The following is a 14,257-nucleotide window of genomic DNA, read 5'->3' on the forward strand; positions in this document are numbered from 1 at the left end:
GTCTGTGTAAGCGGGGTGGTCACAGGTAGGGGTTGATCCGGTCGGGGTAGGCCGCGGCGAGCTGGGCGAGGGCCTGCTTCCAGTTCGTGACGGCCTGGCCTTCGACGAGCCGGCCCTGGGCTTTGCGCTGGCCGGCGGGTTTGCCCCGGTCCCGAGCGCGTTCGGCGGCGCGTTTGTCTTCGATGTTGCAGATCGCCAGCCAGAGCAGCTTCACCGCCGCCTCGGTCGAGGGGAAGTGGCCGCGGTTCTTGGTCACCTTCCGTAGCTGGAAGTTCAGCGACTCGATGCTGTTGGTCGTGTAGATGACCTTGCGGAGCATGGGTGGGAACTGCAGGAACGGGATGAACCGCTCCCAGGAGTTCGCCCAGGTCGCGGCTGCAGACGGGTACTTCGTGCCGAGCTCGGAGGCCTCGAACTCGGCCAGCGCCTTCCTCGCGGTCTCTTCGTTGGGGGCAGTGTAGATCGGCTTCAGCGCGGCGGCGACCTTCTTGCGGTCCTGGTAGGCCACGAACCGCATCGCGGCCCGGATCAGGTGAACCACGCAGGTCTGGACCATCGAGTCCGGCCACGTCGCCTCGATCGCCTCCGGCAGGCCCTTGAGCCCGTCGCAGCACACGATCAGCACGTCCTGCACGCCCCGGTTGGCGAGATCGGCGCAGACGTGGGCCCAGAACGCCGAGCCCTCGGTGTCCTGGACCCAGATCCCCAGCACGTGCTTGATGCCCTCGAGGTCCACGCCGACGGCGATGTAGGCGGCACGGTTGAGGACCTGGCTGTTCTCTCGGATCTTGATCCGGATTGCGTCGAGATAGATCACCGGATAGAACTCCTCCAGCGGCCGCGACTGCCACGCCAGGACCTCTTCGCTCACGGCGTCGGTGATGTTGGAGATCGTCTCGTGCGACAGGTCCGTGCCGATCGTGGAGGCCAGGTGGTGCTGGATGTCCCGGATCGTCATTCCGCCGGCATAGAGGCTGATGATCATGTCATCCAGGCCCCCGAGGCGCCGCTGGCCCTTGGGCACCAGGCGCGGGGTGAACGACCCGCCCCGGTCTCGCGGGACGTCCAGCTCGATCGGCCCGACCTCGGACTCCACGGTCTTCGGGGTGGTCCCGTTGCGGGAGTTGGCGTGCTTCGGCGCCTCGCTCGAGCCCTTCTCGTAGCCCAGATGGCTGGTCAGCTCGGCCTGCAGGCCCCGCTCGAGCGCGGCCTTGACCAGCGCGGGCACGAACCCGCCGTCACCGGTGAGCTCGACGCCGCCCGCGTCGATCTGCGCGAACAGGGCATCAAGCTGCCCTGAGGCTTTCAGCTGCTCGACCAGGTCCTGGCCCGAGGGCTCGCCTGGGTTCTTCTCGTCGATCATGGTCATGATTCTTACCGTTCCTCTCGGTACGGCTTACACAGACCATCTGACACGCCCCGGGTCTCGGCGTCTTGGACAAGGTCGTTCAGGGCCTCTTCGCGGAGGTAGTACCTCAAGCCGATCCGCCCGCGCCCGTCCCCGTAGCGAGACTCGGTGTCCACCAGGCCCAGGTCTCGCAGGCGGGCGATGTGCCGCTCCACCGAACGCACCGTCTGGGCCGACCGCCGGGCCAACAACTCCTGGCTCGGGTGGCACGACCACGCCTCGTCCGCATGGTCACCCAGCAGCAAAAGCACGAACGCCTGGCCGGTGTTGAGTTGGCCTGTCTCCGCGACTTTCTGCGCCCACTTCATCGCTTCGATGCTCATGCCTGCTCCTCCTCGGTCCCGAATGCCTCGGCGTGCGCCTCACGGGCATCGGCCAAGCGGCGGCGCCCGGTGCGCTCTGAGCACCCGAACTTCTCTGCGACCTCCGCCGCCGAGGGCACCTGGCCCTCCTGCGCACGGGCCACGATCCATGCGGTGATGTCCGCACCCGATGCCTTCTCCACCGTCTTCGTCTCTGCGGCGACCGGCTCTGACGACGCCACGGTCTCGACGACCTCGATCCCCTGGGCGACCTGCGATTCCTCGACCACGGCCTGCGGAACCTCGCGGGCCTCGCGTTCGGTCTCGAGTTTGGCTTGACGCTCCATCCGTTCCAGCTCCTGCCGGTGCCGAGCCTCGGCCACCTCGGCCTCCCGCTCGGCCTCGCGCCGCTGGGCCTCGATCTGCCAGCGGCTCGCTGCGAGTTCGGCCTCCAGCTCCGCGCGCTGACGATCCAGCTCCGCCTGAGCCTTCAGCTGCTCTGCTTCCTCCGACACCTGCGATGCGCGCTCGGCCCGCCGCGAGTCCGGGTTCTCCACCGCGACCCGCGCCAGCTGATCCGTGGCCACGAACACCGCCACCGGAACCATCACCGCGATGAGCGCACCCACCACGGACTGCCACACGCTCGCGTTCTCAGCACTCCACGCATGCGCCCCGTTGGCGATCATCGACAGCCCCGTGAACGCCCCCAGCGCCCACCACGACGCCCGCGCGGACTCCCCTCGAGACTCGTGCACCAGTACGGAGCCTGCGTAGACCAGGATCGCCAGGTCTATGAAGACCGGCACTGCCCAATGCATGAACGGCGGCAGCCCCAGCCACGCCGCGACCTCGTACAGCGCCGCGAACGAAATGGAGAACGCCACCAGCCCGGCCACAGCGGTCCCGGCCACCACGGCCCGGATGAACCGCCCATCGTTCGGGTTGACCCGGCGCGGAAGCGTCCGAATCCCACTGTCCGTGGGCCGCGCCCCGGTGCTATCCTTTGAGTGCTCGACCAGCGTGTTCTTTGGAATGTGCACCGTCTCGGATTGAGCGTTTTCGGAAGCCCCGACAGCCTGCCCGCTGGCCGGGGCTTCCGCCCTTTTCGGCCCAGACGTTCGGGCCTCCCACATCTGCTGCGCGCTCATCGCGTGCCCTCCTCGATCTTCTTCAGCACCTCATCCAGGTCGTCCACCGCGTCCCGCAGCGTCGACCGGATCTCCGCCTGGGACTCGCCCTCGACATGCCCCACGGACCGGATCACGTGCGCCAGCGTCCGCACGCACCGCACCGAGTCCCACACGACCCCGTGCAAGTCCTCGTCTTCGACCAGCGCCTTACCCGTCGCCGGAGACACCAGCGAGGCCACCGGGGTAGCCGCCTTGATCAGCGCTGGCACCGCGGCCGCACCCGACCCGTTGAACGCAGTCAGCACACGACGCGCGCGGCCCTTCTGTTCCTCGTCGTGCCGGACCAAGTTCAGCGGCTCGATCCCGAAGTCCTCGGCCGGCATGTCCAGCACCGAGTCCAGGCCCATCTGGCCCTCGAGCACCGCCTCTGGCCCTTCGGACGACGTCGCGGCTCGCTCGCGCACCGGCTGATAGGTCTTCCCGTCCGTGCCAGTCACCCGCCGAGCGTTTCCAGGTGTCCCATTTGGGACATCTCGACCCGCCGTCGCGTCGAGTTCCCGGTGCACGGTGCTCTTAGACAACTGAGTGGCGGTTGCGATGGCGCGTGCGCTCATGCCGGCCTCACGAAGTGAGAGGACCACGTCCTGCCGATATTCCAAGGGCGGACGGAGGTGGAGGTTTCCGAACTCACGGGTCACGTAGTCGTCCCAGCTGCGGTAGCCAAGAACGGCCCAGGCCCGTCCTCGATATGCCGAACGGATGAGGTGGTAGACCGACTCCATGCCAGTCTTAATCTGGTCCGTGAGGTCACGCGCTGCCGCAGCAGTCATGGACGCGCCGTGGTCAGGGTCAACCACTGTCGCCGTCACGGCTTCCCCTCCTCGGCCTCGAACACGAAGAGGTCTCGCATCGACAACCCAAGAAAGTCAGCGACGGTCTCGAGTTCCGTGAAGGTGAAATCGCGGTGCCCGTTCATACGTGCTGACACCGATGCGCGGCTTAGACCGAGGGCTTCGCCCAGGTCCCCCATGCTTTTGTCGGCCAGGGCCAACCTGGAGCGGATTTGCAGAGTTAACTGCTTCTGTCTCGTCATGGCCACCAGTGTTGTGCTACCCGCAACACTGGTCAAGCCGTATGTTGCTTATGTAGCAATTTTTTTTCGTATCCCATGACGACTGGCCTGCCCTTCGCTACGCTGGACACATGGATGAGTCAGAAATCAAGACCGCGCTCCTCGCGGAGATCCGCGCCTGGATGGGCCGCCGGCAGGTCAACCAGTCCGACATGGCCCGGCACATGGGCCTGACACGCAGCGCGGTCAGCCGGCGGATGAGCGGACAGCAGGACTTCACGTTCCCCGAACTGGCCTCGATCGCGGGGTGGCTCGACATCACGCTCGCTGAACTGTTCGGCCCGGTCGTCCTCCAGGCACGAAGAAGCCCCCGCACCGACATGGTCGGTGCAGGGGCCTCAGGATCGCTCCCCCGGTTGGATTCGAACCAACAACCCTTCGATTAACAGTCGAATGCTCTGCCGTTGAGCTACGGGGGAATGTGCCGCGAACCGCCGGAGCCGTTCGGACAACGGATGGAACTCTACCAGAGCCCCTGCCTGCGCGCCACCCGGCCGCGGGGCGCCGTCGTCGTCCTACCCACGCCCGGGGACCGGGCCCTTGCCAGGCACGGTTCCGGCGGGCCTACGGTGCGCGGACACCCCAAAACCATCAGGAACGGACCCGAAGGAGAGACGTGTCCATGACCATCACGACCCTCACACGCAAGACCGCCCTGACCGGCACGGGCATGCTCGCCGCCCTCGCCCTCGCGGCCTGCGGCACCACCTCCGACAACGGCGACGACGGCTCCGCCTCGCCGGGGGTCGACGCCTCCTCGGCGGTGGCGAGCACCCCCACCACGGACGACGCGTCGGGCTCGGCGTCGTCATCAGCCTCCTCCGCTTCGGCCTCGTCGACGGCCGCCGCGGCCGGCAGCGGCTCGGCCACCGGCCAGGCCGACGAGCCCGCCTACGCGGTGATCGACGCGGTCCTGGAGAAGTACGCCGACGGCATCATCGTCGCGGTGGATGCCAACGACGATGACACGACCTGGGAGGTCGACGTCGTGGTGGGCGAGGGGGCCAAGGAGCTGGACGTCACCGCCGACGGCGACATCACCGAGACCGATCGCGAGTCGGATCCCGAGGACGTCCAGAAGGCGAAGGAGGCCGAGGTCACCGCCCAGCAGGCCCTCGACACCGCCCGGGAGGGCCGTGACGGGGTGACCCTGGACGAGATGGACCTGGAGGACGACAACGGCACCCTCCAGTGGGAGGTCCGGTTCGATCGCGAGGACGGCTCCGACGGCCCCGAGGTCGAGATCGACGCCACGTCCGGCGAGGTGCTCACGGTCGACGAGCGCTGACGCCGCGCGGCCGACGGGCCGCCGTTTCCCGAACGAAAACGCGCCTGGAGCCGCCGTTTCCCGAACGAAAACGGGTGGGGGTCAGTCGTCGGCTCGGAGGGCCCGGCGGCGCGCCTCCAGTTCCATGAGCTCGCTGTTGAGGCGGGTGAACTCGGCGGGGTCGCCCTCGGGGCCGAGCCGCTGCAGGCGCCCGAGCAGCTCCTCCTTGCGGTGCACGATCTGCAGGGCGAACAGGCGGTTCATGATGTCCCGGCAGTACCGGTCCACATCCTCGGGAGTGCGGGCGGGCAGGTCGCGGACGGCCAGCTCGGAGACGACGCCGGCCACCTCCTGGGGCACGGCGTCCCGCACGGCGTCCACCCAGCGCTGCGGTGTCGCCCCCGCCGACCCGGCCACCTTCACGCCCTGGTGGACGGCGGCGTACTGCGGGACCGTGAAGCGGGCGGCGTACAGCGCGGTCCACTGCTCCGCGGAGAGCAGGGTGGGGTGCTGCAGCACCACCTCGAGGGACTCCCGCTCCCGGCGGGCGACGGGGTCACGCGGGTCCACCGGCACCACGATCCGCGGCGCCGGGGCGGCAGCCTCCCCGTGGCGGCCCGTGGGCCCGACCGCCTGCCCGTCGCTCGCCGGGGTCGGCCGTGCCTCGGGCTCGGGCCCCCGCCGCGGTGCGCGCCCGGCCGCGGCCACGGCCCGGTGCACGGCGTTCGGGCCCAGGCCGAGCCAGCCGGCCAACTCCCGCTCGTAGCCCGGGCGCAGGACGGCGTCCTTGATCCCCGCCACGATCGGCGCCGCGTGGCGCAGGGCGCCGGCGCGGCCCTCCACGGTGTTCAGGTCGTAGTCCTTCAGCCCCGCCCGGATCGCGAATTCGAAGAGCGGCCGCCGCGAGGCGATGAGCGCGCGCACGGCCTCGTCGCCCTTCTGCATGCGCAGGTCGCACGGGTCCATGCCGCTGGGCTCCACGGCCACGAACGTCTTGGCGAGGAACCGGTGGTCCTCGTCGAACGCCTTGAGGGCGGCCTTCTGCCCGGCCTCGTCGCCGTCGAAGGTGAAGATCACCTCGCCGCCCGTGCCGTCGTCGGAGATCAGGCGGCGGGCCACCTTGATGTGGTCCGCGCCGAACGCGGTGCCGCACGTGGCCACGGCCGTGCCGACGCCGGCCAGGTGGGCCGCCATCACGTCCGTGTAGCCCTCGACGAGCACCAGCTGGCGTTCCTTGGCGATCGTGCGCTTGGCCAGGTCGATGCCGTAGAGCACCTGGGACTTCTTGTAGAGCGGCGTCTCGGGGGTGTTCAGGTACTTGGGGCCGGGATCGTCGTCGTAGAGCTTGCGGGCGCCGAAGCCGATGGTCGCGCCGGTCATGTCCCGGATGGGCCAGAGCAGGCGGCCGCGGAACCGGTCGTACAGGCCGCGCTGTCCCTCGGACACCAGCCCGGAGGCGCGCAGCTCCTCGTCCCGGAAGCCGCGCTGCCGGAGGTGGTCCAGCAGATGCGACCACCCCTGCGGGGCGTACCCGAGGCCGAACTGCACCGCGTGCTCCTGCGTGAACCCGCGCTGGGTGAGGAAGTCGCGGGCGGCCTGGGCCTCGGGCGAGCCGAGGGCCCGACGGAAGAACTCGTCCGCCACCTTGTTCGCCTCGAACAGGCGACGACGGCGCCCCGTCTCCGCCTTGTCCGGGCCGGTGCCGCCGTCCTCGTAGTGCAGCTCCACCCCCACCCGGGACGCCAGTCGCTCCACGGTCTCCATGAACGTGGTGTGTTCAAGTTCCATGAGGAAGCTGATGACGTCCCCGTGCGCGCCGCATCCGAAGCAGTGATAGGTGCCCACGCCGGGGCGCACGTGGAACGACGGCGTCCGCTCGTCGTGGAACGGGCACAGCCCCTTGAACGAGCCCACGCCCGCCGAGCGCAGGGTGACGAACTCCTCCACCACGGCCTTCAGGTCCGTGCGCTCGCGGACGAGGTCGATGTCCTTGCGCACGATCAGTCCAGCCATGCGGACCATTCTAGGGACGGGGCGGGGCGGTCAGCCCCGAGCGGAACCGCCCTGCGTGGATGGCTCGGTCTCCGCTGCGGCCTGTGCAGGACCGGTCCCTGCCGCGCGGGACGCTTCGGTCCGCGCCGCGTCCACTCCCTCGGACGCGGGGCGCCCGGTGGCGGGGTCGATGACGGGCAGTGCGCCGGTGGCCGCCTCGACCAGCGGATGGAACAGCGCGGCCGACGCCAGGCCGCCGTGACGGCGGCGCGCCGAGGACACGAACGAGAGGCTCATGTCGCCCACCATAGCCACCCGGGACCGTGATTCCGGTCACGGTAAGGCAACATTCTGGGCGGTCAGGTCACGGTTCGACCCGCGCCCGCCCCCGCGGACTGCCCGTGCAGCGGCAGCAGCCGGGGCACCAGGCGGACGAGGCTCACCATCGCCCCGAGCTCCACGAGCGTCTGCGTCACCACCACGAGCGGGGCCGGGTCCAGGCTCGCCGGCAGGGCCAACGCCAGCGGCAGCACGACCAGGGAGTTCCGCGTCGCGCCCGAGGACACGAGCGCTCGTCCTGCGGGCACATCGAGGCGCGCCCACCGCGCAGCCACCACACCGAGGGCCACCATCACGACGGCGAACGCCACGAACAGGGGCACGACGGCGGCCAGCGCGGGCAGCCGTTCCCCCACCCCGCGGATCTGCGAGGCGACCACCGTGAACAGCGTGACGACCATGAGCGGGACCATCGCCACCGTGAACCCGCGCACCACCCCGGCCGCCGTGTCCCGCACCCCACCGCGGCCGCGCACCGCACCCCACTGGAGCAGCGCCGCGAGCGCGAGCGGCACCAGAATCAGCATGACCAGAGCACGGACGAAGGGCCCGACGTCGACCGCGGCCACCGCCGCCCCGCCCGCGAGTGCGGTGAACGCGATGACGTAGTCCACGCACGGGGCCAGCAGCACGAGGAGCACGCCCACGAGCAGCGCGTCGTCGTGGGCCACGAACCGGCTCAGCCCGAACACCACCGCCGGCACCACCACGAAGTTCAGGACCAGCAGTGCCCCGAGGAACCTGCCGTCCCGCAGCCCCGCGCCCAGCGCGGCGAACGGCACCGCCAGGAACGTCGCCAGCAGGAGCAGCGCGAGGACCGGCTCGACGAGCACCGCCCACGCGTCGGCCCCGGGCACGGCCCACCCGACGACGGCGCCCGCGGCGATCCCGGCGGGGGCTGACCCCTACGCTGGGGGCCATGCCCACCGCCCCCGCACCGTCCGAGGCCGCTGCCACCCCGTTGCACGTGGCCGTGCGCACGCTCGACGCCGCGGCGCTCGCGGCGGCCGGGCACACGGCGGCGACCGCCGTGGCCGCGGTCTATGCGCACGCCGTCGTGCGCGGGGCCGCGTCGTTCTGGCTGGACTCCGCTCTGCCGGACCCGGCCGAGGCGCGCTGGTCCGTGGCGGGCGACGGGCTGGACGTGCTCGGCGAGGAGCAGGGTCGCGTGCCCTCCCCTGGCCCGCGGCTGGTCCGGCACGACGACCCCGCCGATCCGGACCGCGCGTGGGCGGACCTCGGGGCCGCGGCCGCGCCCCGGTCGGTGGTCGGCGGCGAGGGCCTGCCCCTGCGCGGCGGCCTGGTCGGCTGGCTCGGCTACGAACTTGGCATGGCGGATTTGGGGGTGTCCCCGCCCTCACGCCGACCCGAGGACCCCGCGCCCCTGCCCGCGCAGTTCTGGGTGCGCCCGTCCCGCTACGTCGTGGCCGACCACGCGGCCGGGGTGCTGCACTGCTGCGTCGTCTCCCTCGATCCGACCACCGCGGAGGCCGGGGCCGACCGCTGGGCGGCGGACGTGCGCCGCGCCCTCGCCGCGGCCCGCCGCGCTCTCGAGACGGCGGCGGGCGACGTCGTCGTGCCCCCGCCGCGGGACGCCGGCCCGGGGCCGCGGGCCGATGAGGAGGCGCCGGGCACGTGGCGCGAGGACCGGGCGGCGTACGCCGAGCAGATCGCCCGTTGCCGCGCCGCGCTGCATGCCGGCGACTCCTACGAGCTGTGCCTGACCACCCGCTTCGACGCCGATCCCGGGCTGCGCGTGAACCCGCTGGTCCTGTTCCACGAGCTCGCCGCGCACCAGCCGGCCCCGTACGCGGCGCTGCTGGAGCACGGCACGGGCGCCCGCCGGTGGGCCGTGGTCTCTGCCTCACCGGAGCGGTTCCTCGCCGGGCGCGAGGGCCGGTACAGCACCAAGCCGATCAAGGGCACGGCCGCCCGCCTGCCGGACCCGGCCGGGGACGCCGAGGCCGCCCGCGCGCTCGCCGCCGACCCCAAGACGCGCGCCGAGAACCTCATGATCGTGGACCTGCTGCGCAACGACCTCTCCCGGGTGTGCGAGCCCGGCTCCGTGCAGGTGCCCTCCCTCATGGCGGTGGAGAGCTACGCGAGCGTCCACCAGCTCGTCTCCACGGTCACGGGCACGGCACGGGCCGGCGTCGAGCCCGTGGACGTGGTGCGGTCGCTGTTCCCCGGCGGGTCGATGACGGGCGCGCCGAAGCGCCGCAGCGTCGAGCTGCTGGCCGCGTGGGAGGCCTCCCCGCGCGGGGTCTACTCCGGGGCGCTGGGGATGCTGAGCGCGGACGGGACGACGTCGTTGTCCGTCGTGATCCGCACGGCCGTGCTCGCCGGGGGCCGCTGGTCCGTGGGGGCCGGCGGGGCGATCGTCGCGGACTCTGACCCGGCCGCCGAGCACGACGAGGTCCTCCTCAAGGCCCGCGGCCTGCGCCGGGCCCTCGCCCGCGCCGCCGGCACGGGCCTGCCGACGACGGCGCCCGACATCGCCTGACCCCACCCTGTGGTTCGGGGGCGATATTCGGCGGTATTCCGACGGAATAACGCCGCAAACCGCCCCCGAACAAGGGGAGGCGACCACCCGTGCGGCCTGCCTAGGCTGGGGACATGGCCGATCCGCACCCCGTCCTCGCCGCCTCCGCCCCCGACCTCGACCCTGACGCGCTGGACGCCGTCCGCGCGCTCGTGGCCGCCGCCGAGCGTCCCGTGGTGCTCTCCGGGGCGGGGATGAGCGCCGAGTCCGGCATCCCCACGTTCCGCGACGCCCGGACCGGCCTGTGGGAGCGATTCTCCGCGGAGGAGCTCGCCACGGAGGAGGCGTTCCTCGCCGATCCCGCGCTTGTGTGGTCCTGGTACCGGTGGCGTGCCCGGATGGTGCGAGCCCGCCGACCCAACCCGGGGCACGACGCCGTCGCCGCCTGGCAGCGCCGCACACCCGGTCTGGAGGTGGTCACCCAGAACGTGGACGACCTGCACGAGCGCGCCGGCGCCCGGGTCCTCGCACACCTGCACGGCTCCCTGTTCGAGCACCGCTGCGCCGAATGCTGGGCCCCCGCCGACGTCGACCCGGGCGCGCCCGCGGACGAGGCGACGGCCGGCTCCGAGGCCGACCTCGAGGCGATGCTCCGCGAGGCACCGCCGGCCTGCACCGTGTGCGGGGACGGGCTGATCCGCCCGGGGATCGTGTGGTTCGGGGAGATGCTGCCGGCCGAGCCCTGGGACCGGGCGTTCGCCGCGCTCGAGGACTGCGACCTGTGCGTCGTCGTCGGCACCTCGGGCATCGTCCAGCCGGCGGCGTCCCTGCCGTTCGTGGCGCTGGGGGCCGGGGCCGCCGTCGTCGAGGTGAATCCGGTGGAGACCGAGCTGAGCGGCGCGGTCACGCACGTCCTGCGGGGTCCCGCCGGCGCGGTGCTTCCCGCGCTGCTGGACCCGCCGGTCAGAGCCAGACGCGCCGGAACTCCGCGCCCTGCACCAGGGTGTGATGCCACTCGACGGCGGTCGAATCGGTGAGCGAGGCGATCTGGTCGATCACCACGCGCCGCCGGGCTGCGTCGTCGGGGGCCTGCGCCCAGTCGAACGCGAACATCGGCTCGAGGTACCGGTCCCCCGTCGCGTCGAGCAGCGTCACGAGCTCCGCGAGCACCTCGCGCTGCCGCGCGTAGAGCGGCTGGCGCTGCTCGGCGGTCATCACGTAGGCCGCCGCGATGCCCTTCATCACGGCGATCTCGGTCTCCGTCTCCTCGGGCACCACGACGTCGGCGCCGTGGCGGGTGAGCGGCTCGTTGCCGAACACCTGACGCGTGGCGTCGAAGGCGGCGCTGCAGAACCGGCCGATCAGCTGGCTCGTCATGTCCTTCATCGCCGCCAGCGCCCGCCGGGAGCCGTCCATCTCGGAGACCCACACGTCGGTGGCCTCGAGGCGGGCCAGGGCCGCGTCGACCTCGGCCGGGTCCGTGTGCGGCAGGTACCACTGGCGGGTGGTCTCCACGACGCGCTCCCGGTGCTCCGGGATGGCCAGCCACTTGAGCTGGAACACGGCGTTGACCACGCCGTCCTCGACGTCGTGCACGGAGTAGGAGATGTCGTCCGCGAGGTCCATGACCTGGGCCTCCATGGACGTGCGCGTGCCGGGCACCCCGGCGCGGAACCAGCGGAACACGGGCAGGTCGTCCTCGTAGACGCCGAACTTGCGCGAGCGCGTGCCGTCGGGGCGCAGCGGGGCGTCCTCACGGGTCCACGGGTACTTGCATGCGGCGTCGAGGGCGGCGCGCGTGAGGTTCAGGCCCGCGGAGGAGCCGTCCGCGAAGAGCTTCTTCTGCTCGAGGCGGGCCAGCAGGCGCAGGGTCTGGGCGTTGCCCTCGAAGCCGCCGACGTCCTCGCTGAGCGCGTCGAGCGCCTTCTCCCCGTTGTGCCCGAAGGGCGGGTGGCCGAGGTCGTGGGACAGGCAGGCGGTGTCCACGAGGTCGGGGTCGCAGCCCAGCGACCGGCCGAGCTCACGCCCCACCTGCGCCACCTCGAGCGAGTGCGTCAGGCGGGTGCGGGCGAAGTCGTCCGCGTCCGGGGCGACCACCTGGGTCTTGGCCCCCAGCCGGCGCAGGCCCGCGGAGTGCAGCACGCGGGCACGATCCCGCTCGAAGTCCGAGCGGTACGAGGACTTGGGCGGCTCGGGCAGCCACCGCTCCCGGTCCCACGGCGTGTAGCCGGGGGTCTGCACGGCGCGGCCGGCATACGGGGGCCGGCCTTCCGGGCCGAACAGCACCGGCTGGTGGGCGGCGCCGGTCCAGGGCGACGACGGCGCGGCGGGCGTTCCGGCGGCGGGCTCCGGCGTCGTGGGCTCAGCCACCGGAGACGTCCAGCTCGGCGGCCTGGATCATGGCCTGCTGCTCGGCATTGAGCTCGCGGGAGTCGAGCCAGCCGTCCGGCAGGTGCGGGCGCTTGGGGGCGCCGGCCCGGCCGCGCGGGCCCTCGGCGGCCTCGCCCGGGTAGGGCTGGCCCCGGTCCACGCGGGCGAGGATCTCGCCCAGCGTGGCCAGGTCCGGGACGGTGGACAGCGCGGTGCGGATCTCCGAGCCCACGGGGTAGCCCTTGAAGTACCAGGCCACGTGCTTGCGGATGTCCCGCAGCGCCTTCGTCTCGTCGCCGCCGAAGGTGTCCACGAGCAGCTCGGCGTGGCGGTACAGCGTGTCCGCGACCATGCCCAGGGTCGGCTGGAACCGGTCCTGGCGGCCCTCGAACGCGGCCTGCAGGTCCCCGAACAGCCAGGGCCTTCCCTGGCAGCCGCGGCCGATCACGACGCCGTCCACGCCGGTCTGCTCGACCATCGCGATGGCGTCCTCCGCGGACCAGATGTCGCCGTTGCCGAGCACGGGGATGTCCGGCAGGGCCTCGCGCAGCCGGGCGATGTCGTCCCACACGGCGGTGCCCGAGTAGAACTGGCGGGTGGTGCGGCCGTGGAGGGCGACGGCGGCGACGCCGAGGTCGCGGGCCGTGCGGCCGGCGTCGAGGAAGGTCAGGTGGTCCTCGTCGATGCCGCGGCGCATCTTCACGGTCACCGGGATGTCCTTCTTGGCCGCCTCGGTCACGGCCGCCTTGACGATGGAGGCGAACAGCTCCGCCTTCCACGGCAGGGCGGAGCCGCCGCCGCGCCGGGTCACCTTGGGCACGGGGCAGCCGAAGTTCATGTCGATGTGGTCGCAGCGGTCCTCCTCGACCAGCATGCGCACGGCGGCACCCGTGGTGACCGGGTCCACGGAGTAGAGCTGCACGGAGCGGGGCACCTCGTCCGGGTCGTGCTGGATGATCCGCATCGACTCGGGCTTCCGCTCGACCAGCGCGCGGGCCGTGACCATCTCGTTGACGTAGAGGCCGCCACCGTACTCGCGGCACAGGCGGCGGAACGCCGTGTTGGTGATGCCGGCCATCGGGGCGAGCACCACGGGGACGTCGATGGTCAGCGGCCCCAGCCGCAGCGGGGGCAGGGCCAGGCGGTCCGTCGTCGGGGCGGGGTGGCGGGCCTCGTGGAGCTGATCGTCGTCGGCGATGCGCCGACCCGCGCCGGCGGACTTGGCGTAGTGCGCGACGTCGTCGGCGTCGGTCACCGCCGCGGCGGGGAGGGTGTGGGAAGAAGTCATGTCGGACCCCATTCTTCCATTCCGCCCGGCACCCGCGTCACCGTGCCCCACGACGAGGCCCGCTGGGAGGCGATCACCGAGGCACCCCGCCGGGACGGGCAGACCATCCTCCCGGCGGGTCAGGCCTCCGACGCCGGCGCCGCGTCCTCGCCGTCGAGCACCGCCAGCAGGTCCGCACCGGCGAACATCTGAGCGGTCTGGCGCGCCGAGGGGGTGCCCGCGTCCGGGTCCGCCCCGGCAGCCAGCAGATGCCGCATCGAGGCGACATCCCGCTTGAACGTGGCGCAGGTCAGGGCGCGCTGGCCGCGATCGTTGGCGTGCTCGATCTCGGCGCCGGCCTCGATCAGCATCGCCACCGTGTCCGGGTGCTGGTGATAGGCGGCGAGCGTGAGGAAGGAGTCGCCCGCGTGGTTGCGCAGGCGCGTGCTCACCCCGGCGTCCAGGTATGCCTTCAGCTGGGCCGTGTCCCCGTCCCGCGCCATGTCGAAGAGCCGGTTCGCCAGCTCGATGTCCTTCTCGCTCCACTGCTCACTCATGCCCGCCA

Annotated in this window: 15 protein-coding genes and 1 tRNA gene; 4 read left to right on the forward strand and 12 right to left on the reverse strand. The window is 72.0% G+C overall.

Going from position 1 to position 14,257, the window contains the following annotated elements:
- Positions 1-19: 19 nt before the first annotated feature.
- The 5 genes from HDA34_RS04035 to HDA34_RS04055 form a co-directional block, all read right to left on the reverse strand.
- On the reverse strand, positions 20-1,363 hold the full coding sequence (locus tag HDA34_RS04035) for an IS256-like element ISMlu11 family transposase (RefSeq protein WP_012750929.1): 1,344 nt from the start codon (positions 1,361-1,363) through the stop codon (positions 20-22).
- A gap of 11 nt (positions 1,364-1,374) precedes the next feature.
- A complete protein-coding gene (locus tag HDA34_RS04040; protein ID WP_233437084.1) occupies positions 1,375-1,731 on the reverse strand; it encodes a helix-turn-helix domain-containing protein in 357 nt (118 codons plus the stop codon).
- On the reverse strand, positions 1,728-2,861 hold the full coding sequence (locus HDA34_RS04045) for a DUF2637 domain-containing protein (protein WP_044659678.1): 1,134 nt from the start codon (positions 2,859-2,861) through the stop codon (positions 1,728-1,730). The genes HDA34_RS04040 and HDA34_RS04045 overlap by 4 nt, the downstream gene beginning before the upstream one ends.
- The gene (locus HDA34_RS11920) at positions 2,858-3,340 is read right to left on the reverse strand and encodes a hypothetical protein (RefSeq protein WP_238693316.1); all 483 of its coding nucleotides are present in this window, start codon (positions 3,338-3,340) and stop codon (positions 2,858-2,860) included. The genes HDA34_RS04045 and HDA34_RS11920 overlap by 4 nt, the downstream gene beginning before the upstream one ends.
- Positions 3,341-3,708: 368 nt before the next feature.
- On the reverse strand, positions 3,709-3,936 hold the full coding sequence (locus tag HDA34_RS04055; RefSeq protein ID WP_060974140.1) for a helix-turn-helix domain-containing protein: 228 nt from the start codon (positions 3,934-3,936) through the stop codon (positions 3,709-3,711).
- Between the two features lie 161 nt (positions 3,937-4,097).
- Here HDA34_RS04055 and HDA34_RS12160 point away from each other — a divergent pair, with 161 nt between their 5' ends.
- On the forward strand, positions 4,098-4,361 hold the full coding sequence (locus HDA34_RS12160; protein ID WP_223246458.1) for a helix-turn-helix domain-containing protein: 264 nt from the start codon (positions 4,098-4,100) through the stop codon (positions 4,359-4,361).
- Here the strand turns inward: HDA34_RS12160 and HDA34_RS04065 are convergent.
- Positions 4,323-4,394 (reverse strand) — tRNA-Asn (locus HDA34_RS04065). The two genes, HDA34_RS12160 and HDA34_RS04065, sit on opposite strands and share 39 nt — an antisense overlap.
- Positions 4,395-4,597: 203 nt before the next feature.
- Here HDA34_RS04065 and HDA34_RS04070 point away from each other — a divergent pair.
- Complete coding sequence (locus HDA34_RS04070) at positions 4,598-5,263, forward strand: PepSY domain-containing protein (RefSeq protein WP_060974139.1); 666 nt, start codon at positions 4,598-4,600, stop codon at positions 5,261-5,263.
- 81 nt (positions 5,264-5,344) lie between these two features.
- On the opposite strand, the gene dnaG is transcribed toward HDA34_RS04070, so the two are convergent.
- The 3 genes from dnaG to HDA34_RS04085 form a co-directional block, all read right to left on the reverse strand.
- On the reverse strand, positions 5,345-7,255 hold the full coding sequence (gene dnaG, locus HDA34_RS04075) for a DNA primase (RefSeq protein ID WP_060974138.1): 1,911 nt from the start codon (positions 7,253-7,255) through the stop codon (positions 5,345-5,347).
- Between the two features lie 30 nt (positions 7,256-7,285).
- On the reverse strand, positions 7,286-7,531 hold the full coding sequence (locus tag HDA34_RS04080) for a hypothetical protein (RefSeq protein WP_060974141.1): 246 nt from the start codon (positions 7,529-7,531) through the stop codon (positions 7,286-7,288).
- A 62-nt stretch (positions 7,532-7,593) separates the two neighbouring features.
- Positions 7,594-8,460 carry a bile acid:sodium symporter family protein gene (locus tag HDA34_RS04085; protein WP_060974137.1) on the reverse strand — a complete coding sequence of 289 codons (867 nt, stop codon included), beginning with the start codon at positions 8,458-8,460 and terminating at the stop codon, positions 7,594-7,596.
- Between the two features lie 32 nt (positions 8,461-8,492).
- Between HDA34_RS04085 and HDA34_RS04090 the strand changes: the two genes are divergently transcribed.
- Together HDA34_RS04090 and HDA34_RS04095 are read left to right on the forward strand one after the other, a co-directional pair.
- Positions 8,493-10,076 carry an anthranilate synthase component I family protein gene (locus tag HDA34_RS04090; protein ID WP_095353463.1) on the forward strand — a complete coding sequence of 528 codons (1,584 nt, stop codon included), beginning with the start codon at positions 8,493-8,495 and terminating at the stop codon, positions 10,074-10,076.
- Positions 10,077-10,189: 113 nt separating this feature from the next.
- On the forward strand, positions 10,190-11,092 hold the full coding sequence (locus tag HDA34_RS04095; RefSeq protein WP_060973407.1) for an NAD-dependent deacylase: 903 nt from the start codon (positions 10,190-10,192) through the stop codon (positions 11,090-11,092).
- On the opposite strand, the gene HDA34_RS04100 is transcribed toward HDA34_RS04095, so the two are convergent.
- The 3 genes from HDA34_RS04100 to HDA34_RS04110 form a co-directional block, all read right to left on the reverse strand.
- Positions 11,019-12,425 (reverse strand): deoxyguanosinetriphosphate triphosphohydrolase, encoded by a 1,407-nt coding sequence (locus tag HDA34_RS04100; protein WP_081097679.1) that lies wholly within the window; start codon positions 12,423-12,425, stop codon positions 11,019-11,021. The genes HDA34_RS04095 and HDA34_RS04100 overlap by 74 nt on opposite strands.
- On the reverse strand, positions 12,418-13,713 hold the full coding sequence (dusB, locus tag HDA34_RS04105; RefSeq protein ID WP_230956166.1) for a tRNA dihydrouridine synthase DusB: 1,296 nt from the start codon (positions 13,711-13,713) through the stop codon (positions 12,418-12,420). Before dusB ends, HDA34_RS04100 begins: the two co-directional genes overlap by 8 nt.
- Before the next feature lie 119 nt (positions 13,714-13,832).
- Positions 13,833-14,249, reverse strand: a complete 417-nt coding sequence (locus HDA34_RS04110) for an ankyrin repeat domain-containing protein (protein ID WP_095353462.1) — start codon at positions 14,247-14,249, stop codon at positions 13,833-13,835.
- Between the last annotated feature and the right edge of the window lie 8 nt (positions 14,250-14,257).

Source organism: Micrococcus luteus (genome assembly GCF_014138885.1).
GTDB lineage: Bacteria > Actinomycetota > Actinomycetes > Actinomycetales > Micrococcaceae > Micrococcus > Micrococcus luteus.

Bases quoted from the DNA above. Each gene is read 5' to 3' on its own strand.
- HDA34_RS04035 (WP_012750929.1), bottom strand. From the start codon at position 1,363: ATGATCGACGAGAAGAACCCAGGCGAGCCCTCGGGCCAGGACCTGGTC.
- HDA34_RS04040 (WP_233437084.1), bottom strand. From the start codon at position 1,731: ATGAGCATCGAAGCGATGAAGTGGGCGCAGAAAGTCGCGGAGACAGGC.
- HDA34_RS04045 (WP_044659678.1), bottom strand. From the start codon at position 2,861: ATGAGCGCGCAGCAGATGTGGGAGGCCCGAACGTCTGGGCCGAAAAGG.
- HDA34_RS04055 (WP_060974140.1), bottom strand. From the start codon at position 3,936: ATGACGAGACAGAAGCAGTTAACTCTGCAAATCCGCTCCAGGTTGGCC.
- HDA34_RS12160 (WP_223246458.1), top strand. From the start codon at position 4,098: ATGGGCCGCCGGCAGGTCAACCAGTCCGACATGGCCCGGCACATGGGC.
- HDA34_RS04070 (WP_060974139.1), top strand. From the start codon at position 4,598: ATGACCATCACGACCCTCACACGCAAGACCGCCCTGACCGGCACGGGC.
- dnaG (WP_060974138.1), bottom strand. From the start codon at position 7,255: ATGGCTGGACTGATCGTGCGCAAGGACATCGACCTCGTCCGCGAGCGC.
- HDA34_RS04080 (WP_060974141.1), bottom strand. From the start codon at position 7,531: ATGAGCCTCTCGTTCGTGTCCTCGGCGCGCCGCCGTCACGGCGGCCTG.
- HDA34_RS04090 (WP_095353463.1), top strand. From the start codon at position 8,493: ATGCCCACCGCCCCCGCACCGTCCGAGGCCGCTGCCACCCCGTTGCAC.
- HDA34_RS04095 (WP_060973407.1), top strand. From the start codon at position 10,190: ATGGCCGATCCGCACCCCGTCCTCGCCGCCTCCGCCCCCGACCTCGAC.
- dusB (WP_230956166.1), bottom strand. From the start codon at position 13,713: ATGACTTCTTCCCACACCCTCCCCGCCGCGGCGGTGACCGACGCCGAC.
- HDA34_RS04110 (WP_095353462.1), bottom strand. From the start codon at position 14,249: ATGAGTGAGCAGTGGAGCGAGAAGGACATCGAGCTGGCGAACCGGCTC.